The organism is Pseudomonas sp. ACM7, assembly GCF_004136015.1.
GTDB lineage: Bacteria > Pseudomonadota > Gammaproteobacteria > Pseudomonadales > Pseudomonadaceae > Aquipseudomonas > Aquipseudomonas frigoris.
On sequence record NZ_CP024866.1, the window covers coordinates 4161200 to 4186026 of the forward strand.

A 24827-nucleotide genomic window follows, 5' to 3' on the forward strand; every position below is an offset into this window, starting at 1 on the left:
TCGGTGTTGAGCCTTACTTACCGGGTGTCAGCGTCAACCGCGTCTTCCCATACACCTTGTCAAAGTTCTGCGGCTGCATCGGCAAACTCATGTATTGCCCCTTCAGCCACGGATCAATGCTGTCGAGGTAGTTCGGACTCGCCGGATTACCGGATTGCCCCGTACCGTTCTGCCCCATCAGCGGTTCGGCCTGGCCGAAGTCGACGATAAAGCGCGTGGCCGGCGCCAGCGTGGTGTTGAAGTCCTGACCCCAGGCGAGCGCTGCGGTATTCAGCGTGGTGTGGTCGCCACCGGCCGCGAGCGGACCGCGTACTGTCTGGCCACTGGCGTTTTTCCACTCGTAGCGGTGCAGTTTGCCCCACTGCCAGGCTTTGTGATCGCCGCCCAACTGGCTGTCGCCCGCGCTGATCGTGGCTGCCAGGCTGCGGGCGAGGATCGCCGGTTTATCTTCTTTCTGCGGTGTGCGAGCGTCATCCCAGAACGGACTGTCCTCACGCCCCAGCAGGTGATCGGCCTGGGCCGCGTAGGACAACTTGCCGTTGGCGATAAAGGCTTTCCACGCAGGGCTGCTTTCCGGGCCCAGTTCGTCGAGGAAAATCTGTTGGGTACTTTGCTGGAGGAACAGCTCGTAAATCGCTGCATCAGCGGAGGTCGGGCTGAGTTTGCCGTCGAAGGCCATCAAGCGGGTATACGCCTCGCGAGCCTTGCCACGATCCGCCACAGGCAACGCTTCAATAGCCTGCTTCAGCGGTTGCGACATGCCCGGTGCGTCGAACATTTTCTTCAGCTTGGCAGCGAAGGTTGTGGTCTGGTCGTATTGCATGGCGATCAGGCTGCGCGTGTCGTGTTTGCCCACGCTCGCCAGTTCGGCCAGGCGTTCGCCACGCTCCGGCGCCGACCATGAATTGGACAGCTGCATGCCGTAGCCATGGGGAATGACGCGCTGGTTGGCGGTGCCGAGCCAGCCCTGGGCCGGATCCTGGTCATAGGGATGGAGCATCGGGTCGGCGTAACCATCCCAATCGTAACGACCTTCCCAGCCCGGCGACGGCAGCAGGCCTTCACCTTCGCGACGGTTTGGGTAGCGACCGGTGACTTGCCAGCCGATGTTGCTGACGTCGGCAAATACCAGGTTCAGCGCGATGGCGCGGATTTCGCGGCTGGCGTCCGAGGCTTTCTCGACGGTCTGCGCCCGGGACAGGTCGAAAAACGCATCCAGGGTCTTGTCATCGGTGAAGTTCGGCGTCTGCAAGGCCAGGCCGAAACCGTTGGCCAGCGTCGTGCCTTGGGCACTGTTGAGCAGCGGGCCATGGCGGGTTTCGTACACGACTTCGCGAATCGGCCGCTGGCCTTTGACGAAGTAGGTTTCGTTGCGCACGATCGCCGGCTGCCATTTGCCGCCGACTTCGTAGGAAAGACCATTGCCCTGGCGTTTGATTTTTTCCAGGAACAGGTCCTGGTTGTCGCCCATGACGGTGGTCATGCTCCACGCCACTTTGCCGTTGAAACCGCCGAGCACCATCGGCAAACCGGCAATCGTCACACCAGAAGCCTGGTACTTCGGCGCGCGAATCTGCACGTAACTGAACAACGACGGCACGCCCAGTGGGCCATGACTGTCGCTGGCCAGCAGGCTTTTGCCGCTGCGACTGCGTTGCGGGCCGATCGCCCAGTTGTTCGACGAGGTGGCGCCCAGCAAATTCAGATCGGACAGTTGGCTCGTGGCTTTGCTGATCTCGGCCAGGCCCGGGATTTGCCCGTTGAGCTTGATGCCCTGAAGTTTTTCAGCTTCGGCTAGCGGTAGTTTTTCATCGGGAGCGGACGGCGTCAGCCACGGGAGCTTGTCGGTGCTGACGGTCTGGGCCAGCATCAGCGAGGCAATCTCTTCCGGCAGGTTGGCCGACTGGCTGAAGTTCAGCAGGCAGAAAATCAGCGCCGAATCTTCCGGTTTCCAGTATTCAGGCTTGTAGCCGGTGGCCGTGAGGTCCGCTGGCAGCTTGTCGCGATAGCGGAACAGGTAGGCGTTGACGCCGCGGGCATAGACTTCGAAGAAGCGTTTGAGGCGCGGCGAAGACGCCTTGTACAACTCGCCGGCGCTTTTCTTCAGATTGACGGCGCGCATGTAGCGGTCAGCGTCGAGCAGGTCTGAGCCAGACATCTCCGACAAACGGCCCTGAGCCAACAGGCGCAGGGTGACCATTTGCGTGATCCGGTCGGTGGCGTGGACGTAACCCAGGGTGAACAGCGCGTCGTGGAAGGTGTTGCTTTCGATCAACGGCATGCCCATGGCATTGCGGCGTACCGAAACGTTCTGCGCCAGGCCCTTGAGCGGCTGCACACCGGTGGTCGGCGGGAGGGTGTCCTGGGTGTTCCAGGTCTGACAACCGGTCAGGCTCAAAACACCGGCCACTGCAGCGGCAACGCCGAACCGGGGAAGAAAATGTGTAAGGGCTGGCGAGGCCATGGCAAAGCTCCTGCGGGGGGGTAGCGTCATTAAAGGCGCTACGTTAGTGAGCAGGAGGTGGCCGCGCAAGCGGGGTATCAGGTTATTTCAGGATTTGTCTGTGGAACGGAAAAAGATCGCAGCCTCGTTTCACACGACAGCTCCTACACGGTTTTGCATTCCCTGTAGGAGCTGTCGAGTGAAACGAGGCTGCGATCTTTTGATCTTCCATCAGGATTTAGGCGGGTTGATCTTGGCCGCGAGGGCATACGCCTTCACCGTCGCCGGACGGCTCTGGATGTGGTTGAACCAGCGCAGCACGTTGGGGAAGTCTTCCAGGTTCTGGCTCTGCCACTTGTGGGAAACGATCCACGGGTAGATCGCCATGTCGGCAATGCTGTATTCGCTGCCGGCGACGAAGTCTTTATCGGCCAGCTGCTTGTCGAGTACCCCATAGAGGCGGGCGGTTTCGTCGATGTAGCGCTTGATTGCGTAGGGGATCTTCTCCGGCGCGAACTGGCTGAAGTGATGATTCTGCCCCGCCATCGGGCCCAGGCCGCCCATCTGCCAGAACAACCATTGCAGCGCTTGTTGGCGACCGCGCAGGTCTTTGGGCAGGAACTTGCCGGTTTTCTCTGCCAGGTACAGCAAAATCGCCCCGGACTCGAACAGTGCCAACGGCTCACCGCCATCGGCCGGTTCGGGATCGACGATGGCCGGAATTTTGTTGTTCGGGGAGATTTTCAGGAATTCGGGTTTGAACTGGTCGTTCTGGCTGATGTTGATCGGGTGCACGTTGTAGGGCAGGCCGGCTTCTTCAAGGAATATCGAGATTTTGTGGCCGTTGGGGGTGGTCCAGTAATACAGGTCGATCATTGAGTACTCCAAATCAAGAGACGTCGTTACTTGCGGACAGCAAACGCCGGCATCAGGTCGTCCTGTTTGCGTTCGATAGCTTGCCTGTAGGAACAGGTGATGCTGAAGTGCGTGAAATTCAATGACCCCGCATGAGAAAAACCGGCATGGAGCTCAAAACAAACGCGGCACTGATCATCATCGATCAACAAAAAGGCATTCTGCATCCCAAACTCGGTCGCCGAAATAATCTTCAGGCCGAGGAGCGAATCCTCGATTTGCTAGCGCGTTGGCGTCGAACCGGGCGACCGGTCATTCATGTGCAGCACCTGTCCCGTTCACCTGACTCGGTGTTCTGGCCGCAGCAATCGGGGGTGGAATTTCAGGAGCGGTTTCAGCCACAGGCCGGTGAGCAGCTTATTCAAAAGCAGGTGCCGGATGCGTTTTGTGCGTCGGGGCTTGAGCGGACTTTGCGAGAGGCGGGGATCGATCAGTTGGTCATTGTTGGCGTAGCGACCAACAACTCGGTGGAATCCACGGCGCGAACGGCCGGGAATCTGGGGTTTGAAACGTGGGTCGTGGAGGATGCGTGTTTTACCTTCGACAAGGCTGACTACTTTGGGAAAACCCATACAGCCGAGGAAGTGCATGCGATGTCGCTGGGTAATCTACAGGGCGAATACGCGACGGTCGTGAGCGTTGCGCAGATCCTGAAGTGAGGGTGACTTTGAGGGCCTCTTCGCGGGCAAGCCCGCTCCCACAGGGGATTTGCAGTGGCCGCAAAAATTGGGCCTGGTGCAACTCAAATGTGGGAGCGGGCTTGCTCGCGAAGGCGATTCAATAGACGAAGAAGATCTCCACCCGAAGCATCAAGCGCCGTGGCACTTCTTGAATTTCTTGCCGTTGCCGCATGGGCAAGGGTCGTTGCGGCCGACGTCTTTCAGGGCGTTGCGCACCGGTTCCTGGTGGGCGTGGCCGCAGTTCGGGCCGTGGACATGGCCATGGTCGTGATCATGGTGGTCGTGATGGTCATGATGGTCATGATGGTCATGATCGTGGTTGCAGTCAGGGCCATGGACATGGGGTTGCTGGGTCATCGGTTTTGCTCCGGAATTAAATCGGCGGGGATTATCACGCCATTGCGCGCCAGGTGCACGTAGTGCGCGATGAATAAACCGGTTTCCAGTTCACCTTCCAGACGATAGGGAATGGGCTGCTTGGGTTTTTTCAGCAGTTTCACCAGATCCCGCACCTTGGGCCACAGGTTGGTGCGGATCGGCACTTTGAAGTAGGCACTGCGTTTGGGGCCGACTGTGAACCAGTGTTCGTGCTCACCTTCGGTCAGCAGCATGTCGCCCAAGTGAATGCGGTACTCGATGCCCCGCACCGTCAGGTCACTGTCGTTGGGGTTGTCGACGCGAAAGTGCAGCAGGAATTTTTGCTGCATCAGTTTGGCCTGGACCACTTCGACCTTGACCAGATGCACCTGCGGTTCCGGTTCATCATCGCCGAACCAGGACGCACAGCCGCCAAGCCCCAGAAACAGGAGCAGGGTGAACAGATAAAGTGCGGGTCGCCGGGTGATCATGGTCGGGTTTCTCCCTTGAGCACCAGTCTAGCCCTAAAAGATCGTAGCCTTCGGCAGCTCTTACACTGGATCGGCGTACACCCGTAGGAGCTGCCGAAGGCTCGGGCCGCGTTCGGACGATCTTTTGACGTCACTTCAACTGGTGAAATAACCCGCACAACACTTTTTGAATTTCTGTCCGCTGGCGCAAGGGCACGCATCATTGCGTCCGGCCTTGAGTTGTACGGTGGGGTCGATGAAGTACCAGTGGCCGGCGTTCTGCACGAACGACGAGCGCTCGCGGTGGCTGTGTTCACCGCTGCCGTCGTGCCAGCGCGCGGTGAAGGTCACGAAGGCATGTTCCGGCTGACCGCCCAAAACCTCGGAGCTTTCCACTTCAAGGCCCAGCCAGGTGCTTTGGGCGCTCCAGTCGCTGATGGACTGTCGATCCAGGCCTGCCTGTTGTGCGGGCAGGGTGGTCGCCACCAGATAATCGATCAGCCCCAGTACGTAGGCGCTGTAGCGCGAACGCATCAAGACTTCGGCACACGGCGCCGGATGGCCGGCATGGTAATGACCACAGCAGGCATCAAGCAGGGTGCCGCTACCGCAGGGGCAAATGGATGTACTCATCGCGTTACCACCAATATTTCCCGAAGTTTTCCGGATTGGCCCAGAACCGTGAGTTGAGCCAGTCGGGGACTTGTTTGTAGTCAAGCAGATCATAGGTGAACAGGGTCAGCACTTGATCGTCGCGCTGGAAGCGTTCGCTGGCTTGCAGGGCCAGGGAGAAAAAGTCGGTCTCCTGCCAGCCGCTGGCCGGCAAGTCCGCCAGCACCGCGATGCGACTGGCATTGAGGTTACGGATCCCGCCAAGCAGGTTCAGGCCATCGCGCTTGGGCAAATGTTCGAGGCAATCGACCACCAGCGCCAGGTCAAACCGGCGCGCCGCCAGTTCAGCAGGCAACGGTCCAGGTGCCGCATGGGCCACACGAGTGTCCGGGTGCGCCAGCTTGAAGGCCTCGAGCGCGGGGAACTCGCTGGCGCCAATCAGCAACAGGCGCGCGGGGGCATAACGATCAAGCAAAGCGGCCAACGCCTGCTGGGGCGTGCGCGAAGAAATACCTGCAATCATCGAAGATCCTCAATCAGAGCTGCCAAGACTAGCCTGCTCCAAGGACCGGGCCTAGAGCTGGTTCGTCCTAAAAGCGCCGATCTGCCGTGAACACGGGTTAAAACTGCAATGGCCTATTGCTGGCGGAGATTAAAACTCGGGTCTTTACTACCTGAATCGGTTCTCTGCCGATCCCCTCAGGAGAAAACTAGATGAGCATAGTTCGCACAGCATTACCCTTGGTTCTGCTAACCAGTGTGTTGACTGGTTGCGCAGGTTTGCAGAAAACCGACTGGCCGACCTGTGCGGCGGTCGGTGGTGTCGTGGGCGCAGGTCTCGGCGCGACCGAGAGCTCGGCATGGGCGGGGTATGGCGCGCTGCTCGTCGGCGGCACGGCTGCGGCCTATTGCTGGGTTCACGGTGATGGCGACGAAGACGGCGATGGCGTGCCGGATAGCCGCGACAAGTGCCCGGGAACACCTAGAGGCGTGCGGGTCGATGCCGACGGTTGCCCTCCACCGGTGCCTGCGCCAGTGGTCGAAGAAGCGGCCGTGGTTAAAGAAGAAGTCATCGTCATTCGCGATGTTCACTTCCAGTTCGACAAGGCCACACTGACCCCGGCCGACAAATTGGTACTCGATAAAATCGCCACTCGCTTGAAAGGGGAAGCGCCTAACGCCCAACTGACTGTAACCGGTCACACCGACAGCGTTGGCAGCGATACCTATAACCAGAAATTGTCGGACCGTCGAGCGCACTCGGTGGTCGAGTACCTGATTTCCCAAGGCGTACCCCGCAGCGAATTCGTGTCTGTTACCGGTGCCGGTGAAAGCCAGCCGGTTGCCGATAACAAAACCGCTGACGGCCGCTCGATGAACCGTCGCACGGAAATCAAAATCAACCGCTAACCCCCTCGTACTCCGCGGCTTGTGCAGTCGCGGATGCGGGTCTTTACTCCTGTGTGACCGGCATTGGCCGGTAACACAGGAGCTTTCACCATGAGTGTTCTCACACGGACCGTCTTGCCGGTTGTGCTGCTTGGCAGCCTGTTGACCGGTTGCGCTACTCACAGCGATGGCACCGCCCCCCTCAATCAACGAACCTGGCCAATCTGCAGCGTTATCGGCGGCCTGGTCGGTGGCGGTCTGGGCGCTCTCCAAAGTAGCGGTTGGGCGGCCGGTGGGGCGGCGCTTGGTATCTTGACCGGTGGCTTGATCTGTTACGCCCAGGATGGCGACGAAGACGATGATGGAGTCTTCGATCGACGCGATCGCTGCCCTGATACGCCGGCCAATACCCCCGTCGAACATCATGGTTGCCCATTGCCGCAGTACCCGGCCAGCGTGAAACCTGAACCTGCTCAATCGGAGGTCATCACCCTGAGCGACGCGGGCGACGTACTGTTTGCCTTCAACCAATCCGAACTGACCCCAGCCGCGCAGAGCAAGCTGGATTCGCTGATGCCCAAACTGCAAAGCGCCGATGTGGTGAGCATCAAGGTGATCGGTCATACCGACAGCATCGGCTCGGACACCTATAACCAGGCACTCTCGGAACGTCGTGCCAGTAGCGTGGCGGCCTACCTGTTGAGTCAGGGCGTGGCGCCGAACAAGCTCACCAGCGAGGGCAAGGGCCAAAGTCAGCCAGTGGCCGATAACGAAACGGAAGAAGGGCGGGCGAAAAACCGTCGGGTGGAGTTGCACATCAATCGCTGAGCCCCGTGATAGAGCCGTCGGACCACAATTGAAGTCAGTCCGACGGCCATTCGGCGGACTTATGAAGAATTTTCCGCTGCCCTCTGGCTTATCCCGCGTGGAAGCCGGTACTGTGCGCGCAAAGAATAATTGTCAGCGGGGGAGCGTATGAACGTGTTTTGGGGGCTTGGGAAGTTGTTGACCCTGCTGTTCTGGCTGGTGGTGCTGGTCAATCAGTTCATGCCGTTTGTCAATCCTCTGCATCTGCTGGTCGATCTGGCCGGCAGCCTGCTGGCCTGCCTTCATCTTCTTGAGGCGGTGTTTTGTTTCCGCAGCCTCAGAGGTCGCGCTCACCCTTGGCTTGATCGCCTGAAGATCCTCTTTTTCGGCGTTTTCCACCTGCAAACCATCCCGGCTCCGACCGCGCCTAAGGCTTCCCATGCGTAAACTCTGTCTGCTCGCTGCACTCATCAGCCCGTTGGCCTGCGCCCAGGTGGTGAGCGTCGAAACCAACTCGCTGATGCGTTTGCCCAACACCGCCAGCACCTTGCAGCTGGAACGCCTGGAAGTGGCCGACTACGGCACGTTGTTGATTCCCTCGAATGTGACCGAGGTATCCGTCGGTGAATTGCGTCTGGGTCGTGAAGCGCGGATCGCCATCGTACCCGGCGAACAGCCGCTTGAGCTGAAGGTCAGTCGTGCGCAGTTGTCGGAAGGCAGCCAGATCACGGCTCGCGGCGCGCCGGGGACTTACCTCAAGGCAGCCCGCTCCGGGCGTAACCTGAACTTGCAGATCAAGGCCCTGAGTGCACCGCAATTGTTGGTGGACGCTCGCGGCGGCGCGGGCGCACCGGGTTTCGTCGGTCTCGATGGGGCCAACGGTCAGGCACCGGGTTGTACCTGGGGCCAGGCCGGCCGTGGTGCCGACGGCAGTGATGGCAGTGACGGTCAGCCGGGCGCGCCGGGTGCACTGGTTCGTCTGGAAGTGCCGCGTGATTACCCGGCGGAACTGATCAAGGTCCAGGTGGCCGGCGGTGACGGTGGTGTGGCCGGGCCTGGCGGTAAACCGGGCGCGGGTGGCAAAGCCAAGGGCTGTTTCGTTTACAAGGCCGATGGCGGCAAGAGCGGCCGCCCTGGGGTTGATGGTCAGCCGGGGCCTGCCGGTGCGGCGGGTTCGGTGACCTTGCAGCGGTTGTAAGAATGACTGAGCTCCCCTGTGGCGAGGGGACTTGTCGGAATGCTGCATCACCCCGTTCGGCTGCGAAGCAGTCGTAAAACCTGTGTGTGCGGTGTATCTGTAGGAATGCAGGGGACCGCTGCGCGGTCCAACGGGGACAAGTCCCCTCGCCACAAAAGCTGTGAGGCTTTAGAACATCGGGCGAGCCGCAGCAATCGCCACCAGCACCAACCCGACAATCAGATTAATCCCCACCAACTTGCGAATTTTCCCAAGCGTAGCAGCCCCGGTCGGCCAATCCTGCGCCGCCACCGCCGTGCGCAACTCTGGCAACAACAACGCCTGAATCCGGATAAACAGCGCCGTCATCACCACGTACAACCCCATCATCACCTGCACATACCGCGGCGCCGCTTCAAAACCGCTGTACTGCAAATGAATCATGCCCACACCGCTGACTGGCAACAGCACCACCGCGACCCAGACCCAGCGGAAAAAACCTTGAAACACTTCTACCCACAGCTTCAAACGGGCAGGGCCTTCCAAAGCCTTCATCGCCGCGGGGCGCAAGACCATCCACGCGAAAAACATGCCGCCAACCCACACCAGGGCTGACAGTACATGCAGGGTATAAACAAGGCCAAAAGGTATCATTGGGGTACTCCGTTCTGCGCGGGATTAATTAGCGGGGTATGATAGCGTCCCATCCGAACCACTGAAAATTTATCCAGCGTTTTTCGCGCCCGACAATCATGATCAGCACCGAACTCAAAACCACGATCCAGGGCGCCTACTCGCGTTTTCTAGAAGCCAAGAGCCTCAAGCCGCGCTACGGCCAACGCCTGATGATCGCCGAAATTGCCAAGGTCCTCGGTGACATCGACACCGACGACGAAGGCCGGCGCAGTGGCGACCCCGCGATTGTCGCGGTGGAAGCCGGCACTGGTACCGGCAAAACCGTGGCCTACAGCCTGGCCGCCATTCCCACTGCCAAGGCCGCCGGCAAACGTCTGGTGATTGCCACGGCCACCGTGGCCCTGCAAGAGCAGATCGTCTACAAGGATTTGCCCGACCTGATGCGCAACAGCGGGCTGAATTTCAGCTTTGCCCTGGCCAAGGGGCGCGGGCGCTACATGTGCCTGTCCAAGCTCGACATGTTGCTCCAGGAAGGTCACGCGCAAACCGCCACGGCGCAGCTGTTTGAAGAAGAAGGTTTCAAGATCGAAGTCGACGAGGCCAGTCAGAAGCTGTTCACCAGCATGATCGAGAAACTCGCCGGCAATAAGTGGGACGGCGACCGCGACAGTTGGTCCACCGCACTGGAAGATGCCGACTGGGCGCGGTTGACCACTGATCACAGCCAATGCACCAATCGCCATTGCCCGAACTTCGGTCAGTGCGCCTTCTACAAGGCCCGCGAAGGCATGGGCAAGGTCGACGTGATCGTCACCAACCACGACATGGTCCTGGCCGACCTGGCGCTGGGCGGCGGCGCCGTGCTGCCGGACCCGCGTGACACCATCTACGTGTTCGACGAAGGCCACCACCTGCCGGACAAGGCCATCGGCCATTTCGCCCATTACACGCGTCTGCGTTCCACCGCCGACTGGCTGGAAACCACCGCCAAGAACCTCACCAAGTTGCTGGCCCAGCACCCGCTGCCGGGCGATCTGGGCAAGTTGATCGAACAAGTGCCGGAACTGGCACGGGAGATCAAAACCCAGCAGCAATTCATGTTCACCGCCTGCGAGCAGGTCGCCGATTTCAAACCCGGCGAAGACGTTGAAGGTCGCGAGCGGCCGCGTCATCGCTTTGTCGGTGGGGTCGTTCCCGAGCACATGCGCGAAATGGGCATCGAGCTGAAGAAGGGCTTTGCCCGTCTGACCGATGTCTTTACCCGACTGACCGAACTGCTCAAGGAAGGCATGGACGGCGAGGTCAACATCGGCATCGCCAGCAACCAGGCCGAAGAGTGGTACCCGCTGTTCGGTAGCCTGTTGTCCCGCTCTTCGGGCAACTGGGAATTGTGGGGCGCTTTCACCGCTGAAGACCCGGAAGACAATCCGCCGATGGCCCGCTGGCTGACCCTGGCCGAAAGCGGTTCGCTGTTCGACATCGAGGTCAACGCCAGCCCGATTCTCGCGGCAGAAATGCTCCGTCGCAATTTGTGGAACGTGGCCTACGGCGCTCTGGTGACCTCCGCCACCCTGACCGCGCTCGGTACCTTCGACCGCTTCCGCATGCGCGCCGGCTTGCCGAAAAAAGCCGTGACCGCAGTGGTTCCAAGCCCGTTTCATCATGCTGATGCTGGCGTGCTGCGAGTGCCGGACCTGAAGGCCGATCCGCGTGATGCGCCGGCCCACACTGCAGCGATCATCCGTGACTTGCCAGCCTTGGTGGAAGGTTCGCGCGGTACCCTGGTGCTGTTCTCTTCGCGCAAACAGATGCAGGACGTGTTCGACGGCCTTGACCGCGACTGGCGCAAGCAAGTGTTCATTCAAGGCAACCTGTCGAAACAGGAAACCCTGAACAAGCACAAGGCGCGGGTCGATGGCGGCGATTCCAGCGTGTTGTTCGGCCTGGCGAGTTTCGCCGAAGGGGTCGACTTGCCTGGTGCGTACTGCGAACACGTGGTGATCGCGAAGATTCCATTCTCGGTGCCCGATGATCCGGTCGAAGCGGCCCTGGCCGAGTGGATCGAGGCTCGGGGTGGTAATCCGTTCATGGAAATCTCGGTACCGGATGCTTCGCTGAAGCTGGTCCAGGCCTGCGGTCGCTTGCTGCGCACCGAAGAAGACCGCGGCACCATCACCTTGCTCGATCGACGTCTGGTGACCCAGCGTTATGGCAAAGCGATCCTCAATGCGTTGCCACCCTTCCGTCGTGAAATTTCCTGATACAGGGCTGGGCAATTTTGCCCAACCCGTTGTCTATCTCTCTGCCATCGCATTTCCACTGGCCCATCTGGGTCGTTAGGGAGAATTTCGTTCTCATGATTCGCCGTTCGCTGCGCCGTTCGTTACCTGCCGTTTTCGCTCTGATGTTCGCAGCCCCTTTGCTGGCGGCCCCTGCCGGCCAACAGACGCTGTTCAACTTTGTGCGCCCCGCCGACGTGGTCCAGGTGGCGACTCAGGACGCCAGTCTGCCGCAATCCAACGCCGAGCAAACGGCCGAAGGCGAAGTGCTGCGTCGGGTGACGTTCAACCCGGTGGCACAACCGACCTTGCGTCTGACCCCGCAGACTGGCGTCTGGGACTGGTCCCAGGCGGGCTTCATGAGTTTGCGGATTCAGAGCGCAATGAACTGGGCCGTGACCCTGTACGTGACAATCCAGAGCAACGACGGCAAGACACTGGTCAGCCGCGTCGACTTGCCGGCCGGCCCTGCGCAAACTTTATGGGTGCCGCTGCAGCCATTTACGCCATTGAACCTTGGCCTGAAAGCCGGCCCGCCGATGCCGATCACTTTTGAGGGGCAGCGCGTATTGCTGGCCAGCAGCGCCGGTGAGCTGGAGCGCAGCCAGGTGGTGGCGGTGACCTTGTCGATGGATCAGCCGAAAGTCGCGCAAAGCATTCTGCTTGAGCGCTTTGGCGTGCAGGACGGCGATGCGGTTACCCAAGCGGCTTTTGGCGGCCTTGTAGACGCTTACGGCCAGTCGACCCGGGCCAAATGGCCAGAGAAAGTCAGCAGCGACGAGCAACTGAAAAGCGCCGCCGCCAAGGAACATCAGCAACTGAAAACCTGGCTGGCCGAGCGCGAAAAGTCGTCCCTGGACAAGTTCGGTGGCTGGAACAAAGGCCCGGCATTCAAGGCCAGCGGGTTTTTCCGCACTGAGAAGCGCGACGGTCGCTGGTACCTGGTGACCCCGGAAGGCCATCCGTTCTATTCGCTCGGGGTCAACACCGTCACCCCGGACGTCGACCAGACCTACGTCGCGGGCCGCGAGTGGATGTTTGAATCCCTGCCCAAACCCGACGAGCCGCTGGCCAGCCACTATGGCGAAGGCGATAACCGTGGCGGCAACGGCGTCGATCAGGGCCGAGGCTACAATGCCGGTCGTTGGTACGACTTCTATGGCGCCAACTTGCAGCGTCTGTATGGCGCGCCGTGTGTGGTGACAAGCGACACTAAGGCCGGTGTCGCCGAAGCGGCCAAGGCTGACGCGGTTGCGGCAACGGCAACGGTGGAGAAGGCTGCTGAGCAACCTGTCGTTCCTTCGACGGCCGAATCCGGTGTCGCCGAAGCCGCCAAGACCGGCGCCGTTGAAGCGACCGCCGCCATAGCAACTGAGCAAACACCTGCCGAACCCTGCAAAGCGGTGGTTGATGAACAGCGCTGGGCCAGTCACACCCTTGATCGCCTGCAAGCCTGGGGCTTCAACACCCTCGGCAACTGGAGCGCCCCGGCGCTGGCCAACGCTGATCGCGTGCCGTACACCTTGCCGCTGTCGATCGTCGGCGATTACGCCAGCATCAGCACCGGCACCGACTGGTGGGGCGGCATGCCCGACCCGTTCGACCCACGATTCGCCATGGCCACCGAACGTGCCGTGGCCATTGCCGCGCGCGATCATCGCGATGATCCATGGCTGATCGGTTACTTCGCCGATAACGAACTGGCCTGGGCCGGCCCCGGCGACGACCCGAAAGCCCGTTACGCCTTGGCCTACGGCACCTTGAAAATGACCACCGACGTACCGGCCAAGCGCGCATTCCTCAAGCAATTGCGGGACAAATACCGCAATCAGGCGGGCCTATCCAAAGCCTGGGGCATTGATTTGCCGGCCTGGGAATTGATGGAAGACCCGGGCTTCGTGCCGCCGCTGCCAAGCGCCGAACACCCGGAAATCGAAGCCGACTTCAAATACTTCCAGAAGGTTTTCGCCGACACGTACTTCAAGACCCTCTCCGATTCGCTCAAGTGGCACGCGCCGAATCAGCTGTTGCTGGGTGGCCGGTTTGCCATCAGCACTCCGGAAGCGGTTGAGTCCTGCGCCCAGTATTGCGACGTGCTGAGCTTCAACATGTACACCCTGCAACCGCAGGACGGTTATGACTTCGCCAAGCTGCGCAGCCTGGACAAACCGGTGCTGATCACCGAGTTCAACTTCGGCTCCGCGGATCGCGGTCCGTTCTGGGGCGGCGTGACGCAATTGGCGAAGGAAGAGGACCGTGGGTCGGCTTACGCCAATTTCCTCAAACAGGCGATGAGCGAACCGTCGATCGTCGGCGTGCACTGGTTCCAATACCTTGACCAACCGGTTACCGGTCGTCTGCTGGATGGCGAGAACGGGCACTTCGGGCTGGTGGGCATTACCGATCTGCCGTTCCAGGGGTTCGTCGACAGCGTTCGCAAAAGCAATTTGCAGACCGTCGATCAGCTCGGTAAAGAGGCCGAGAAGGCCAAGGCTGAGGCGGATAAAGCCGGTCAAACAGCTGAGGGCGGCAGAAAAGGCGAGGCTGGCAAAGGCGCAGGGCAGGGCGCTGGCCATGCGGGTGGGCATTCCGGCAATGGCCATTAAATAGCTGAAACCGTGTCATCGTTCTTCGCGAGCAAGCCCGCTCCCACATTCAATCGCATTCTTTCTGAAAGAACTCGGTCGAATGTGGAAGCGGGCTTGCTCGCGAAGGCGTCCGCCAAGGCACCCTAAAGATCTGATCCAATCCATAGGTGGGCGACCGCCCAGCTTGCCACAGTTCCCAAAACCCTCTAGGGCTGGAACAATGCGGCCACTTTGTAGAACATTATCCAGAGGAGTTGCGGGTGCAGATTCAGGGTTTTTACGAGCTGAAGTTCGAAGCGGTGCGTGAGGCTTTCGCGGCGCTGTTCGACGATCCTCAGGAACGTGGCGCAGCGTTGTGCATCCAGATTGGCGGTGAAACCGTGGTCGACCTTTGGGCCGGTAGCGCTGACAAGGATGGCACCGAAGCCTGGCACAGCGACACCATCGCCAATCTGTTCTCCTGCACCAAGACCTTCACCGCTGTCACCGCCCTGCAACTGGTGGCCGAAGGCAAGCTGCAACTGGATGCCCCGGTTGCCCGCTACTGGCCCGAGTTCGCCGCCGCCGGTAAAGAGTCCGTGACCCTGCGTCAATTGCTCTGCCATCAGGCCGGTCTTCCGGCGCTGCGTGAGCTGCTGGCCCCGGAAGCCCTTTACGACTGGCAAACCATGGTTGACGCCCTGGCCGCCGAAGAACCGTGGTGGACGCCGGGCGTCGGTCACGGTTACGCCGCGATCACCTACGGCTGGCTGGTCGGTGAGTTGCTGCGTCGTGCCGACGGTCGTGGGCCGGGTGAGTCCATCGTGGCGCGGGTCGCAAAGCCTTTGGGGCTGGATTTTCACGTCGGCTTGGCGGACCAGGAGTTTCATCGCGTGGCGCACATCGCCCGTGGCAAGGGCAATGTCGGCGACGCCGCCGCCCAGCGCTTGCTGCAAGTGACGATGCGCGAGCCGACGGCCATGACCACGAGGGCGTTCACTAACCCTCCGTCGATCATGACCAGCACCAACAAACCCGAGTGGCGGCGCATGCAGCAACCCGCCGCCAATGGCCATGGCAATGCCCGCAGCCTGGCCGGGTTCTATGCCGGTCTGCTCGATGGCAGCTTGCTGGAAAGCGAAATGCTTGACGAAATGACGCGCGAGCACAGCCTCGGCGAGGACAAGACTTTACTGACCCGGACCCGTTTCGGCCTGGGTTGCATGCTCGATCAACCGGACGTCCCCAACGCCACCTACGGCCTCGGCCCTCGTGCGTTCGGTCATCCGGGTGCGGGCGGTTCCACCGGTTTTGCCGATCCGGAACACGATGTGGCCTTCGGCTTTGTGACAAATACCCTTGGGCCGTACGTCTTGATGGATCCGCGCGCACAAAAACTTGTGCGAGCACTGGCCACTTGTCTGTAAAACGCGCTCAGGGGTTCCAGGGCCGGAACCCCAAGGCCTTTTTGATTTCCAAGCGTCTGTTTATCCGGGTCAATCCGGCCTGATAGTTCATTACTTCATTTTGTGGATATCCAATGTCTTCCAATAAAACCCTCGCTTTGGCCCTGTGCTTCGCTATTACCGGTTGCGCACAAACTCCACAAAATGACTCGGATGGCGGCAGCTGGTGGCCGTTCGGTTCCTCCGACAAAGTCGCTGCTAAAACCCCGGCCCCGGCACCCCTCAAGCCTGCCGCGACCGCTCCGGTGGCCAAGACTGAAAGCGCCAGCCATTGGTACTGGCCGTTCGGCTCCGATGACAGCGCCGACAAGACCCCGGCCAAGCCAGAAGTAAAACCAGAGGTAAAACCTGAAGCCAAACCTGCCGCTGTGGCCAAAGCTGAGGCCGATGCAGGTGGCAAATGGTGGTGGCCGTTCGGCGGCAAAGAGCAAAGCACTGCCAAAGCCGTTCCGATGCCTGATCCTAAAGTTACCCAAGCCTGGCTCGACGACTACGAACCGCGCCTGCGCGAAGCGATCAAGGGCAGCAACCTGCAACTCGAGCGCCGTGAAAACGTATTGGTGGTTACCGCGCCAGTAGAAGGCTCGTTCAACCCTGACCGTCCGGCCATGCTGCTGCCGGTGACCCTCGGCCCGTTCACTCGCGTCGCGAAAATCCTTGAAGTTGATCCGAAAACTGCCGTGCTGGTTCTCGGCCACAGTGATACGTCGGGCTCCGCACCGGCCAACGTGAAACTGAGCCAGGAGCGTGCCCAGGCCGTTGCCGCGATTTTCCGCCTCAGCGGTTTGCAGCGTGATCGCCTGATGCTGCGCGGTATGGGTGGCGAAGCCCCGCGTGCTGCCAACGACAGCAATGAAGGCCGTGCCTTGAACCGTCGCGTCGAACTGCTGGTGACCCCGCAAAACACCATGGTCGCGTTGCTGAGCAAGTACAACATGCCGGCGCCGGCGCCAGTGAGCCAGGTCGCTGCCAAGGACATCAAGCCAGTGGCCACGCCGGTCACCCCTGCGCCAGCCGCGAAAAAAGCGGCTGTACCCGCCGCGAAAAAGGCCCCGGCCAAGAAAGCCGCCGCCAAGAAGGCGCCAGCTAAAACCGCGACTCCGGCGAAAAAGACTGCTCCGGCCAAAGCCGCTGCCGACTCGAAAAAAGTCACCGCCGCTGCCCCCGACGCCGACGCCACAAAGAAGTGATTCGTTAACTAAAAGGAATGCGCCATGACCCAGGGCCTGGCTGATATGCGTCGCGACTACACCCGTGATGGCCTGACCGAGGCGCAAGCCCCGGCCGAGCCATTCGCGCTGTTCCACCAATGGTTCGCCGACGCGGTGAAAACCGAGCAGGCGCCGGTGGAAGCCAACGCCATGACCCTGGCCACCGTCGATCAGGACGGTCGGCCGCATTGCCGCATTCTGCTGCTCAAGGGGCTGGACGAGCAGGGTTTCACCTTCTTCACCAACTACGACAGCGCCAAGGGTCAGCATCTGGCCGCGAACCCGTTCGCGGCCATGACCTTTTTCTGGCCGGCCCTGGAGCGTCAGGTGCGCATCGAAGGGCGGGTGGTGAAGGTTACGCCTGAAGAGTCCGACGCCTACTTCCAGGTCCGGCCGCTGGGTAGTCGCCTCGGTGCCTGGGCTTCGCCCCAGAGCCGGGTGATCGCCGATCGTGCCGAGCTGGAAGCGCTGCTCAAGAACACCGAGCAACGTTTCAGCGACACGCAACCTCATTGCCCTGAGCATTGGGGCGGTTATCGTTTGTTACCGGAGCGCATCGAGTTCTGGCAGGGCCGTTCGAGCCGCCTGCACGATCGCCTCAACTATCGTTTGCAGGGCGCCGACTGGATTCTTGAACGTCTGGCACCTTAAGCCGTCTACCGATCGGAATAACCTGCCGCAGCGGCTTCAAGCCACTGCGGCAGGTCTCGGCGCTTGATCTTCTGCGCTTGAGCGTTCGCCAGTTGCTGGAGCATGAACGCCTTTTTCTGCTCGTCTTTACCCGCCAGCGCTAGCGCCAGATCGCGGTCCATCCAGCGTTTGATCCGCACGTATAACCACCCGTGGAAGTACAGACCGGCGACGGTGGTGATGACAATGATGAAGTAATCCATGAAAATCCTTGGTTCAGTGGCGCAGATTACGGAATTTGCCGCTACTGTGTGTCAAGTTCGTGGCAGCGCCCTGTACCGGGCCTGAATCAAACCAATTTTATCCGGGCAGGGCCGTGACAGGCGTCAAGCCGCGGAGTTTAATGAATACCTGTCCTTTGGAGTTGATGCTATGCGTAAGTCTGTTCTGCTGGTTGCTTCTTTTTCCACGATGGCGATGTTGCTCACTGGTTGCCAATCCAGTCTGACCGGTGACTCCTACTCCCGTGACGAAGCGCGTCGCGTGCAGACGGTTCGCATGGGCACTATCGAGTCCCTGCGACCGGTCAAAATCGAAGGCACCAAAACCCCGATCGGCGGCCTTGCCGGTGCGGCGGTGGGCGGTGTTGGCGGCAGCGCTATCGGTGGCGGTCGTGGCAGCATCGTTGCTGCGGTTATCGGCGCCGTCGCTGGCGGCCTGATCGGCTCGGCCACTGAAGAAGGCCTGACCCGCGCCCAAGGCGTCGAAATCACCGTTCGCGAAGACGACGGCAGCATGCGCGCCTACGTGCAACAGGTTCAGGAGAATGAAGTGTTCCGTGTTGGCGAGCGGGTGCGGATTGCTACTGTTGATGGGACTAGCCGCGTTTCGCACTAAGCGGGAATACGGGTAAAAGAAAACCCCGATCAGGTGACTGGTCGGGGTTTTTTGTTTTTTGGGGGATTGTTCAGGATGACTCGGGTGCTGACAGACGTCCGATGAAAACTGTTTTTCGATATTTTGTTAGTCGTGTGAAGTCAGAAACAAGTCAAGATGTTTAGGCAGCTCCATTGCGCACGCTTTTTCTATACCGAGGATTTGTTGGTCGGTTAATCGGTAATCATGTAACGGGTCTTCGTCATTCTCCCATCCCATGATGAGTCTGAGTGCGGTGGTGGCAATGGGAATCTGTTTCTCGAATGAAGGAAAGTCTTCTCCTTTCGGAACTCCCATAATTTGATGTTTCATGGCTTTTTCTGCAATGGATAGTTATTTATCGGGTGAAAAATTACTTGGCTTTCTCACCATGCTTTCCGATAACGAAACGCAATCTGGTAGTCAAAAGCGGCAATATCAATTTGATGGTTGAACAGAGGCTGAATCTCAGGAATCCAAGCCGCTAAAACATCAAATCCTCCGTCGTATATCTCGCTTTCCGCCATCAAACCTAATGCTTCGATTATTGAACCGTCATCGCCAAGGTCTGCCGAGTATTCCTTTCCGTCCGCTATTTCCGTTTCCTTGTCATACCAGTTCAATCTGACTTTCAGTCCCATAGAGTCCTCACAAGTACTTTTTAATGCTGCGGTTTTTCTTAGGTGGATCTATTTGCTCACCTGTTTTGTGATCGAACGAGCCTAGATGACTTCCATCGCTTGCACGATAGGCTTCTAGCTCCCCATGCAAAGAGTCCCATTCATAAATGGTTCGACCTTTGGCATCAATCCAACGTTCTCGAAGGCCACCGCCCCCTTGTCGTGGGGTTTTCTTCTTCGCCTCGCTCAAGCCTGAAAATCCGGTAATTTCTTCTGTTTCGGGCGCGGAGTGATAGTCGTGATCGGGGTTAGGAAGTTTTCTTCCAGAAACGCTCACCACAATATAAACCGGCAACACCCCCGAACCCGACGGAAACACAAGAATGAAATCCTTGTACTCAGGCGGATACGCCGGGTTCACGATAATGCTGTCAGCCGCTTTCGTCGGCGGGTAAACCCAAATATGCGGCGCTTGCGGCGCAGCCTCCAGCGCGGGAATCCCGAGGATGTCGGAACCATCCACAGCCGGTGTCCAGATCAGCTCAACGCCATCCCCTAGATCCGCCACCTGCTGACTGCCGCGTAATGCGAACTGCACGACATCAACCATTTCCCAATCGCGGTTCTTGCCGGTGTAAAACCCATAGCCTTTGAGACTGCCGTCAGCTTGTTGCTCTACCTGTAGACGAACGCGGGTTCTGGCCTGTTTCAGGGCGCGCAACTGGTCTTCGGTGTAGAGCGCGCTGTCGCCCAAGCTGGGCGTCCAGAACGCTGCAACCACTGCGGCCAATACGGTGGCTCCAGCAGCACCGACTGCTGAGGCCGGAGCGGCGAGAGCCGGCGCGCTGAGTGCAAGGCGGCCAATGCCGAGCGAGAGGGTGCTTCCACTGATGGTTTCAAGATTCAGCAGCCCGGCATCGTCTACCTCACGAGCCCCGAGCCAGGCGACTTCTCCGTAGTCCTTGAGGCTGTCGGTAGGCACCATCCCCGAAGGATTCGAGTAATCGATGATGGCGTCGGGAAGCTTGCAGGACTTGGCGAATACGCATCCTGCGCGAACGGCTTCGTGCTTTTTCGCTACAACCTCACGACTCCGTTCGAAGGCGTCTTGTCTCGCGAGCATGGCGTCGTGAGCGTTTTGTCTGGCATCCCGCTCGGCCAGTTCGGTGGCCGTCATGAAGCGGTGAGTGACGTGATGCCCGTCGCCTGACGGTGGGTTCTGAACCCGGGGAATGTCCTTATTGCCAGCCACTGATCTTCCTTGCGTTCGTACGTCGACAGCCCCCAAAAAAGGGGCTGTGCGACGTTAACGAACGAGGCTGATCGTGGCTGTAGGACGAGTCTTCAATGACTCTAAGAGTTGTCTCTGATTATCAGGATGGCAACGCAGTGCTCTTGCGACTCGCTGCCGCCGTCACCGCATAACCCATCAATGCCGCCAATATCGAACCGGTCAAAATCCCCATCCGATCCATCCCGGCGTATTCACTGACACCCGGCTCAAACGCCAGGGAGCCGACAAACAGACTCATGGTGAAACCGATCCCGCAGAGGATTGCCACGCCCAGCACCTGGCCCCAGTTGGCGCCTTGGGGCAGGGCGGCGATGCCGATTTTCACGGCCAGCCAGGTCAGGCCGAACACGCCGAGGGTCTTGCCCAGCAGCAGGCCAACCGCGATGCCCATCGGCACGTGGTGGGTGAAGCTTTCGACGGTCACACCGCTCAGGGACAGGCCGGCGTTGGCGAAGGCGAACAGCGGCAGGATGCCGTAGGCCACCCATGGATGCAGAGCGTGTTCCAGGGTAAGCAACGGCGAGGGTTCGGCGTTTTTTGTGCGCAGGGGAATGCAGAAGGCCAGGGTCACACCGGCCAGTGTCGCGTGGACACCGCTCTTGAGCACACAGACCCAGAGGATCAAACCGATGATCATGTACGGCCCGAGCTTGACCACGCCGAGCCGGTTCATCGCGATCAACGCCACGATGCACGTCGCGGCCAGAGACAGCGAAAGGGTCGAGAGCGTACCCGAGTAGAAGATCGCAATGACGATGATTGCGCCGAGGTCGTCAATAATTGCCAAAGTCATCAGGAAAAGCTTCAGCGACACCGGTACCCGCTTACCCAGCAGGGCCAGTACGCCGAGGGCGAAGGCGATGTCGGTGGCCATCGGGATGGCCCAGCCACCCATGGCTGCCGGGTCATCGCGGTTCAGAAACCAGTAGCTCAGCGCCGGCACCACCATGCCGCCAATCGCCGCCGCGCCGGGCAGGACGATTTGCGACGGTTTCGACAGTTGGCCGTCGAGGACTTCGCGCTTCACTTCCAGCCCGATCAGCAGGAAGAACAGGGCCATCAGGCCGTCGTTGATCCACAGCAGCGCCGGTTTGGCGATTTGCAACGCGCCGACCTGCGCCACTACCGGAGTGTCCAGAAAACTGCTGTAAAGCCACGACAGCGGGGAATTGTTGATGATCAAAGCCAGAGCAGCAGCGGCGATCAATAACAGTCCGCTGGCAGCTTCCAACTGGAAGAAACGCGTGAAAGTGCTACGCAGAGGCAAGGTCGCTCTCCATCGATGAATTCAAAAGGTGGCACACACTAACCCGTACCGTTAGTTGTTAAAACAAAAGTTATATTCTTTTTTGTTATATACCGTTACAACGTGAACGACCGGCGACCTGAGCCTAGCAGTTGCCGGGCGTATTGAACCTCAGCTGTACCTGTGCGTGATGTAGGTTTTTTCCTAAGCTTGTTATCTGAGCCTTGCAACAAGGCCGACTCAACGAGAAAAACACCATGAGCGACAATCGACAGTGGGCCCGCGAAGCCATCCGGATCATCGAAGCCGACTTCCAGCGCAGCGCCGACACCCACCTGATTCCCTTGCCGCTGCCGGGTTTTCCGGGCATCGAGTTGTATTTCAAGGATGAGTCCAGTCATCCCACCGGCAGTCTGAAGCACCGTTTGGCGCGCTCGCTGTTTCTGTATGCGCTGTGTAACGGCTGGCTCAAACCCGGTGCGCCGGTGATTGAAGCGTCCAGCGGTTCGACGGCGATTTCCGAGGCGTACTTCGCCAGTTTGCTGGGCTTGCCGTTCATTGCGGTGATGCCGGCGACCACCTCCAAGGAGAAGATCGCGCAGATCGCTTTCTACGGCGGCAAGAGTCATCTGGTCGATGATCCGACGCAGATCTACGCCGAATCCGAGCGCCTGGCCCGCGAACACGATGGGCATTTCATCGACCAGTTCACCTATGCTGAGCGCGCTACCGATTGGCGGGCGAACAACAACATCGCCGAGTCGATCTTCCAGCAAATGCGCTTCGAACTGCACCCCGAGCCGAGCTGGCTGATCTCCAGCCCCGGCACCGGCGGCACCACCGCGACGCTGGGCCGTTACGTGCGTTACCGCCAACATTGCACCCGCGTGCTCTGCGCCGATGCCGAGCGCTCGGTGTTCTTCGATTACTACCAGACCGGCGACGCGAGTCTGCGCCTGGATTGCGGTTCGCGGATTGAAGGCATTGGCCGGCCTCGGGTGGAAGCGTCGTTCCTGCCCAAAGTGATCGATGCGATGGTCAAGGTGCCGGACGCATTGTCTCTAGCAGCCATGCATTACCTGGCGCAGCGTTTGGGACGTCGGGTCGGCGGGTCGAGCGGGACCAACCTGATCGGCGCCTTGATGGCGGCCCAGCAGATGGCGGCGGCGGGGGAGTCGGGGTCCATCGTGGCGATACTGTGTGATGGCGGCGAGCGTTATGCCACGACCTATTACGATCAGGCTTGGCTCAAGGTCCAGGGGTATGAGTTGAGTGGTTTGATGGATGCCGTGGCGGGGAGTGTCGAGCGCGGCGAGCCGCTGCCGGCCAGCGTGTTGCGCGCCAATATCTGATCCACCGCAGAGCAAATGTGGGAGCGGGCTTGCTCGCGAATACGGTTTAACATTCAACGAAGATGTTGACTGATCCACCACTTTCGCGAGCAAGCCCGCTCCCACAGGTTCTGCTTTGTTTCATTGATTGCGTATCAGGCTTCGAGGCCGAGGATGTCGCGGGCCACAGCTTCTGCAATCCGAATCCCATCGACACCCGCCGACAGAATCCCGCCCGCATAACCCGCGCCTTCACCCGCCGGGAACAAGCCTTTCACGTTCAGGCTTTGCATCGACTCGTCACGGGTAATCCGCAGCGGCGATGACGTACGTGTCTCGATCCCGGTCAACACCGCGTCGTGCAGCGAGTATCCGCGAATCTGCTTCTCGAACGCTGGCAAGGCTTCGCGAATGGCTTCGATGGCAAACGCCGGCAAGGCCAGCGCCAAGTCACCCAAGGCAACCCCCGGTTTGTAAGACGGTTCTACGCTACCCAACTCGGTGGACGGCTTGCCGGCAATGAAGTCGCCGACCAGTTGCGCCGGCGCTTCGTAGTTGCTGCCGCCCAGCACAAAGGCGTGGGATTCCAGGCGTTCCTGCAACTCGATACCTGCCAGCGGGCCGCCCGGATAATCGACTTCCGGGGTGATCCCGACGACGATCCCGGAGTTGGCGTTGCGCTCGTTACGCGAGTACTGGCTCATGCCGTTGGTGACCACGCGGCCCGGCTCGGACGTCGCCGCCACCACGGTGCCGCCCGGGCACATGCAGAAGCTGTAGACCGAACGTCCGTTGCTGGCGTGGTGCACCAGTTTGTAGTCGGCAGCCCCGAGTTTCGGGTGGCCGGCGTACTTGCCCAAGCGTGCGCGGTCGATCAGCGACTGCGGGTGTTCGATGCGGAAACCCACCGAGAACGGCTTGGCTTCCATGAACACACCACGGCCATGCAGCATACGGAAGGTGTCCCGGGCGCTGTGACCGAGGGCCAGAATCACGTGTTTCGAATGGATCTGCTCGCCGCCATTGAGCTCGACGCCGACCAGTTGGCCATCCTCGATCAACACATCGGTCACCCGCTGCTGGAAGCGCACTTCGCCACCCAGCGCACGAATCTGCTCACGCATGTTTTCCACAACACCGGTCAGACGGAACGTACCGATGTGCGGTTTGCTGACGTAGAGAATTTCTTCCGGCGCACCCGCTTTGACGAACTCGTGCAGGACTTTGCGACCGATGAATTTCGGGTCCTTGATCTGGCTGTAGAGCTTGCCGTCAGAGAACGTCCCCGCGCCACCTTCACCGAACTGCACGTTGGATTCCGGGTTAAGCACGCTTTTACGCCACAGACCCCAAGTGTCCTTGGTGCGCTGACGCACTTCGGTGCCGCGCTCGAGGATGATCGGCTTGAAGCCCATTTGCGCGAGCAGCAGCCCGGCGAAAATCCCGCACGGACCGAAACCCACGACGACAGGACGTTGCTCAAGATCAGCCGGCGCCTGGCCGACCACTTTGTAGCTGACATCCGGCGCCACGTTGACGTTACGGTCATCGGCGAACGTGTGCAGCACCGCCGCCTCATCGCGAACGTTGAGGTCGATGGTGTAGATGAAGCACAGTTCGGAGGACTTTTTGCGCGCATCGTAGCTGCGCTTGAACAAGGTGAAGTCGAGCAGGTCATCACTGGTGATGCCCAGGCGCTGCACGATGGCAGGGCGCAGGTCTTCTTCGGGATGGTCGATCGGCAGCTTGAGTTCGGTGATTCGTAACATGACAGGATCCGGT

General features: G+C 60.0%; 25 protein-coding genes. 12 read left to right on the forward strand and 13 right to left on the reverse strand.

Annotated elements, in window-relative coordinates; genetic code table 11:
* Positions 1-13 precede the first annotated feature (13 nt).
* Positions 14-2464: a penicillin acylase family protein gene (locus CUN63_RS19735; RefSeq protein ID WP_129441742.1), complete on the reverse strand. Its 2451-nt coding sequence runs from the start codon at positions 2462-2464 to the stop codon at positions 14-16.
* Positions 2465-2674: 210 nt separating this feature from the next.
* Entirely contained in the window at positions 2675-3319 is a 645-nt protein-coding gene (locus CUN63_RS19740; RefSeq protein WP_129441744.1) for a glutathione S-transferase N-terminal domain-containing protein, read from the reverse strand.
* A 146-nt stretch (positions 3320-3465) separates the two neighbouring features.
* Between CUN63_RS19740 and CUN63_RS19745 the strand changes: the two genes are divergently transcribed.
* Positions 3466-4017, forward strand: a complete 552-nt coding sequence (locus CUN63_RS19745; RefSeq protein WP_129445121.1) for a cysteine hydrolase family protein — start codon at positions 3466-3468, stop codon at positions 4015-4017.
* 150 nt (positions 4018-4167) lie between these two features.
* Here the strand turns inward: CUN63_RS19745 and CUN63_RS19750 are convergent, their stop codons facing one another.
* The 4 genes from CUN63_RS19750 to CUN63_RS19765 form a co-directional block, all read right to left on the reverse strand.
* Positions 4168-4395 (reverse strand): SEC-C metal-binding domain-containing protein, encoded by a 228-nt coding sequence (locus CUN63_RS19750; protein WP_129441746.1) that lies wholly within the window; start codon positions 4393-4395, stop codon positions 4168-4170.
* On the reverse strand, positions 4392-4886 hold the full coding sequence (locus CUN63_RS19755; protein ID WP_129441748.1) for an LEA type 2 family protein: 495 nt from the start codon (positions 4884-4886) through the stop codon (positions 4392-4394). The genes CUN63_RS19750 and CUN63_RS19755 overlap by 4 nt, the downstream gene beginning before the upstream one ends.
* 135 nt (positions 4887-5021) lie before the next feature.
* On the reverse strand, positions 5022-5498 hold the full coding sequence (locus CUN63_RS19760; protein ID WP_129441750.1) for a YchJ family protein: 477 nt from the start codon (positions 5496-5498) through the stop codon (positions 5022-5024).
* A 4-nt stretch (positions 5499-5502) separates the two neighbouring features.
* Positions 5503-6000: a DUF6231 family protein gene (locus tag CUN63_RS19765; protein WP_129441752.1), complete on the reverse strand. Its 498-nt coding sequence runs from the start codon at positions 5998-6000 to the stop codon at positions 5503-5505.
* 191 nt (positions 6001-6191) lie between these two features.
* Between CUN63_RS19765 and CUN63_RS19770 the strand changes: the two genes are divergently transcribed.
* The 4 genes from CUN63_RS19770 to CUN63_RS19785 all read left to right on the forward strand — a co-directional run bounded on the left by CUN63_RS19770 (position 6192) and on the right by CUN63_RS19785 (position 8871).
* On the forward strand, positions 6192-6887 hold the full coding sequence (locus CUN63_RS19770) for an OmpA family protein (protein WP_129441754.1): 696 nt from the start codon (positions 6192-6194) through the stop codon (positions 6885-6887).
* Between the two features lie 90 nt (positions 6888-6977).
* A complete protein-coding gene (locus tag CUN63_RS19775; RefSeq protein WP_129441756.1) occupies positions 6978-7694 on the forward strand; it encodes an OmpA family protein in 717 nt (238 codons plus the stop codon).
* A gap of 147 nt (positions 7695-7841) precedes the next feature.
* The gene (locus CUN63_RS19780; RefSeq protein ID WP_129441758.1) at positions 7842-8120 is read left to right on the forward strand and encodes a DUF1145 domain-containing protein; all 279 of its coding nucleotides are present in this window, start codon (positions 7842-7844) and stop codon (positions 8118-8120) included.
* Positions 8113-8871, forward strand: coding sequence for a collagen-like protein (locus CUN63_RS19785; protein ID WP_129441760.1), 759 nt, complete (start codon positions 8113-8115; stop codon positions 8869-8871). The genes CUN63_RS19780 and CUN63_RS19785 overlap by 8 nt, the downstream gene beginning before the upstream one ends.
* Before the next feature lie 168 nt (positions 8872-9039).
* Here the strand turns inward: CUN63_RS19785 and CUN63_RS19790 are convergent, their stop codons facing one another.
* Positions 9040-9504, reverse strand: coding sequence for a CopD family protein (locus CUN63_RS19790; protein ID WP_129441762.1), 465 nt, complete (start codon positions 9502-9504; stop codon positions 9040-9042).
* Positions 9505-9602: 98 nt separating this feature from the next.
* On the opposite strand from CUN63_RS19790, the gene dinG reads away from it, so the two are divergent.
* The 5 genes from dinG to pdxH all read left to right on the forward strand — a co-directional run bounded on the left by dinG (position 9603) and on the right by pdxH (position 17660).
* Positions 9603-11747 carry an ATP-dependent DNA helicase DinG gene (gene dinG, locus CUN63_RS19795; RefSeq protein WP_129441764.1) on the forward strand — a complete coding sequence of 715 codons (2145 nt, stop codon included), beginning with the start codon at positions 9603-9605 and terminating at the stop codon, positions 11745-11747.
* Between the two features lie 95 nt (positions 11748-11842).
* A complete protein-coding gene (locus CUN63_RS19800; RefSeq protein ID WP_129441766.1) occupies positions 11843-14371 on the forward strand; it encodes a beta-galactosidase in 2529 nt (842 codons plus the stop codon).
* Between the two features lie 242 nt (positions 14372-14613).
* Positions 14614-15759, forward strand: a complete 1146-nt coding sequence (locus CUN63_RS19805) for a serine hydrolase domain-containing protein (RefSeq protein WP_129441767.1) — start codon at positions 14614-14616, stop codon at positions 15757-15759.
* Positions 15760-15872: 113 nt separating this feature from the next.
* Positions 15873-16988, forward strand: a complete 1116-nt coding sequence (locus CUN63_RS19810) for an OmpA family protein (RefSeq protein ID WP_129441769.1) — start codon at positions 15873-15875, stop codon at positions 16986-16988.
* A gap of 24 nt (positions 16989-17012) precedes the next feature.
* Positions 17013-17660, forward strand: coding sequence for a pyridoxamine 5'-phosphate oxidase (gene pdxH, locus CUN63_RS19815; protein ID WP_129441771.1), 648 nt, complete (start codon positions 17013-17015; stop codon positions 17658-17660).
* A 5-nt stretch (positions 17661-17665) separates the two neighbouring features.
* Here pdxH and CUN63_RS19820 read toward each other — a convergent pair whose 3' ends face one another.
* Complete coding sequence (locus CUN63_RS19820; protein ID WP_129441773.1) at positions 17666-17902, reverse strand: hypothetical protein; 237 nt, start codon at positions 17900-17902, stop codon at positions 17666-17668.
* 169 nt (positions 17903-18071) lie between these two features.
* Between CUN63_RS19820 and CUN63_RS19825 the strand changes: the two genes are divergently transcribed.
* Entirely contained in the window at positions 18072-18536 is a 465-nt protein-coding gene (locus CUN63_RS19825) for a glycine zipper 2TM domain-containing protein (RefSeq protein WP_017336812.1), read from the forward strand.
* A gap of 126 nt (positions 18537-18662) precedes the next feature.
* Here the strand turns inward: CUN63_RS19825 and CUN63_RS19830 are convergent, their stop codons facing one another.
* The 4 genes from CUN63_RS19830 to nhaA all read right to left on the reverse strand — a co-directional run bounded on the left by CUN63_RS19830 (position 18663) and on the right by nhaA (position 21735).
* Positions 18663-18887 (reverse strand): hypothetical protein, encoded by a 225-nt coding sequence (locus CUN63_RS19830; protein WP_129441775.1) that lies wholly within the window; start codon positions 18885-18887, stop codon positions 18663-18665.
* A 53-nt stretch (positions 18888-18940) separates the two neighbouring features.
* Positions 18941-19195 (reverse strand): colicin E3-like toxin immunity protein, encoded by a 255-nt coding sequence (locus CUN63_RS19835; protein ID WP_129441777.1) that lies wholly within the window; start codon positions 19193-19195, stop codon positions 18941-18943.
* Between the two features lie 7 nt (positions 19196-19202).
* Positions 19203-20426 carry a colicin E3/pyocin S6 family cytotoxin gene (locus tag CUN63_RS19840; protein ID WP_129441779.1) on the reverse strand — a complete coding sequence of 408 codons (1224 nt, stop codon included), beginning with the start codon at positions 20424-20426 and terminating at the stop codon, positions 19203-19205.
* Between the two features lie 121 nt (positions 20427-20547).
* Positions 20548-21735, reverse strand: coding sequence for a Na+/H+ antiporter NhaA (gene nhaA, locus CUN63_RS19845; protein WP_129441781.1), 1188 nt, complete (start codon positions 21733-21735; stop codon positions 20548-20550).
* A 236-nt stretch (positions 21736-21971) separates the two neighbouring features.
* Between nhaA and CUN63_RS19850 the strand changes: the two genes are divergently transcribed.
* On the forward strand, positions 21972-23066 hold the full coding sequence (locus tag CUN63_RS19850; RefSeq protein WP_129441782.1) for a PLP-dependent cysteine synthase family protein: 1095 nt from the start codon (positions 21972-21974) through the stop codon (positions 23064-23066).
* Between the two features lie 134 nt (positions 23067-23200).
* Here the strand turns inward: CUN63_RS19850 and CUN63_RS19855 are convergent, their stop codons facing one another.
* Entirely contained in the window at positions 23201-24814 is a 1614-nt protein-coding gene (locus CUN63_RS19855; RefSeq protein WP_123366886.1) for an NAD(P)/FAD-dependent oxidoreductase, read from the reverse strand.
* Positions 24815-24827: the final 13 nt, after the last annotated feature.

Coding starts and splice junctions, on each gene's coding strand:
- CUN63_RS19735 (WP_129441742.1), bottom strand. CDS start 2,464: ATGGCCTCGCCAGCCCTTACACATTTTCTTCCCCGGTTCGGCGTTGCC.
- CUN63_RS19740 (WP_129441744.1), bottom strand. CDS start 3,319: ATGATCGACCTGTATTACTGGACCACCCCCAACGGCCACAAAATCTCG.
- CUN63_RS19745 (WP_129445121.1), top strand. CDS start 3,466: ATGGAGCTCAAAACAAACGCGGCACTGATCATCATCGATCAACAAAAA.
- CUN63_RS19750 (WP_129441746.1), bottom strand. CDS start 4,395: ATGACCCAGCAACCCCATGTCCATGGCCCTGACTGCAACCACGATCAT.
- CUN63_RS19755 (WP_129441748.1), bottom strand. CDS start 4,886: ATGATCACCCGGCGACCCGCACTTTATCTGTTCACCCTGCTCCTGTTT.
- CUN63_RS19760 (WP_129441750.1), bottom strand. CDS start 5,498: ATGAGTACATCCATTTGCCCCTGCGGTAGCGGCACCCTGCTTGATGCC.
- CUN63_RS19765 (WP_129441752.1), bottom strand. CDS start 6,000: ATGATTGCAGGTATTTCTTCGCGCACGCCCCAGCAGGCGTTGGCCGCT.
- CUN63_RS19770 (WP_129441754.1), top strand. CDS start 6,192: ATGAGCATAGTTCGCACAGCATTACCCTTGGTTCTGCTAACCAGTGTG.
- CUN63_RS19775 (WP_129441756.1), top strand. CDS start 6,978: ATGAGTGTTCTCACACGGACCGTCTTGCCGGTTGTGCTGCTTGGCAGC.
- CUN63_RS19780 (WP_129441758.1), top strand. CDS start 7,842: ATGAACGTGTTTTGGGGGCTTGGGAAGTTGTTGACCCTGCTGTTCTGG.
- CUN63_RS19785 (WP_129441760.1), top strand. CDS start 8,113: ATGCGTAAACTCTGTCTGCTCGCTGCACTCATCAGCCCGTTGGCCTGC.
- CUN63_RS19790 (WP_129441762.1), bottom strand. CDS start 9,504: ATGATACCTTTTGGCCTTGTTTATACCCTGCATGTACTGTCAGCCCTG.
- dinG (WP_129441764.1), top strand. CDS start 9,603: ATGATCAGCACCGAACTCAAAACCACGATCCAGGGCGCCTACTCGCGT.
- CUN63_RS19800 (WP_129441766.1), top strand. CDS start 11,843: ATGATTCGCCGTTCGCTGCGCCGTTCGTTACCTGCCGTTTTCGCTCTG.
- CUN63_RS19810 (WP_129441769.1), top strand. CDS start 15,873: ATGTCTTCCAATAAAACCCTCGCTTTGGCCCTGTGCTTCGCTATTACC.
- pdxH (WP_129441771.1), top strand. CDS start 17,013: ATGACCCAGGGCCTGGCTGATATGCGTCGCGACTACACCCGTGATGGC.
- CUN63_RS19820 (WP_129441773.1), bottom strand. CDS start 17,902: ATGGATTACTTCATCATTGTCATCACCACCGTCGCCGGTCTGTACTTC.
- CUN63_RS19825 (WP_017336812.1), top strand. CDS start 18,072: ATGCGTAAGTCTGTTCTGCTGGTTGCTTCTTTTTCCACGATGGCGATG.
- CUN63_RS19830 (WP_129441775.1), bottom strand. CDS start 18,887: ATGAAACATCAAATTATGGGAGTTCCGAAAGGAGAAGACTTTCCTTCA.
- CUN63_RS19835 (WP_129441777.1), bottom strand. CDS start 19,195: ATGGGACTGAAAGTCAGATTGAACTGGTATGACAAGGAAACGGAAATA.
- CUN63_RS19850 (WP_129441782.1), top strand. CDS start 21,972: ATGAGCGACAATCGACAGTGGGCCCGCGAAGCCATCCGGATCATCGAA.
- CUN63_RS19855 (WP_123366886.1), bottom strand. CDS start 24,814: ATGTTACGAATCACCGAACTCAAGCTGCCGATCGACCATCCCGAAGAA.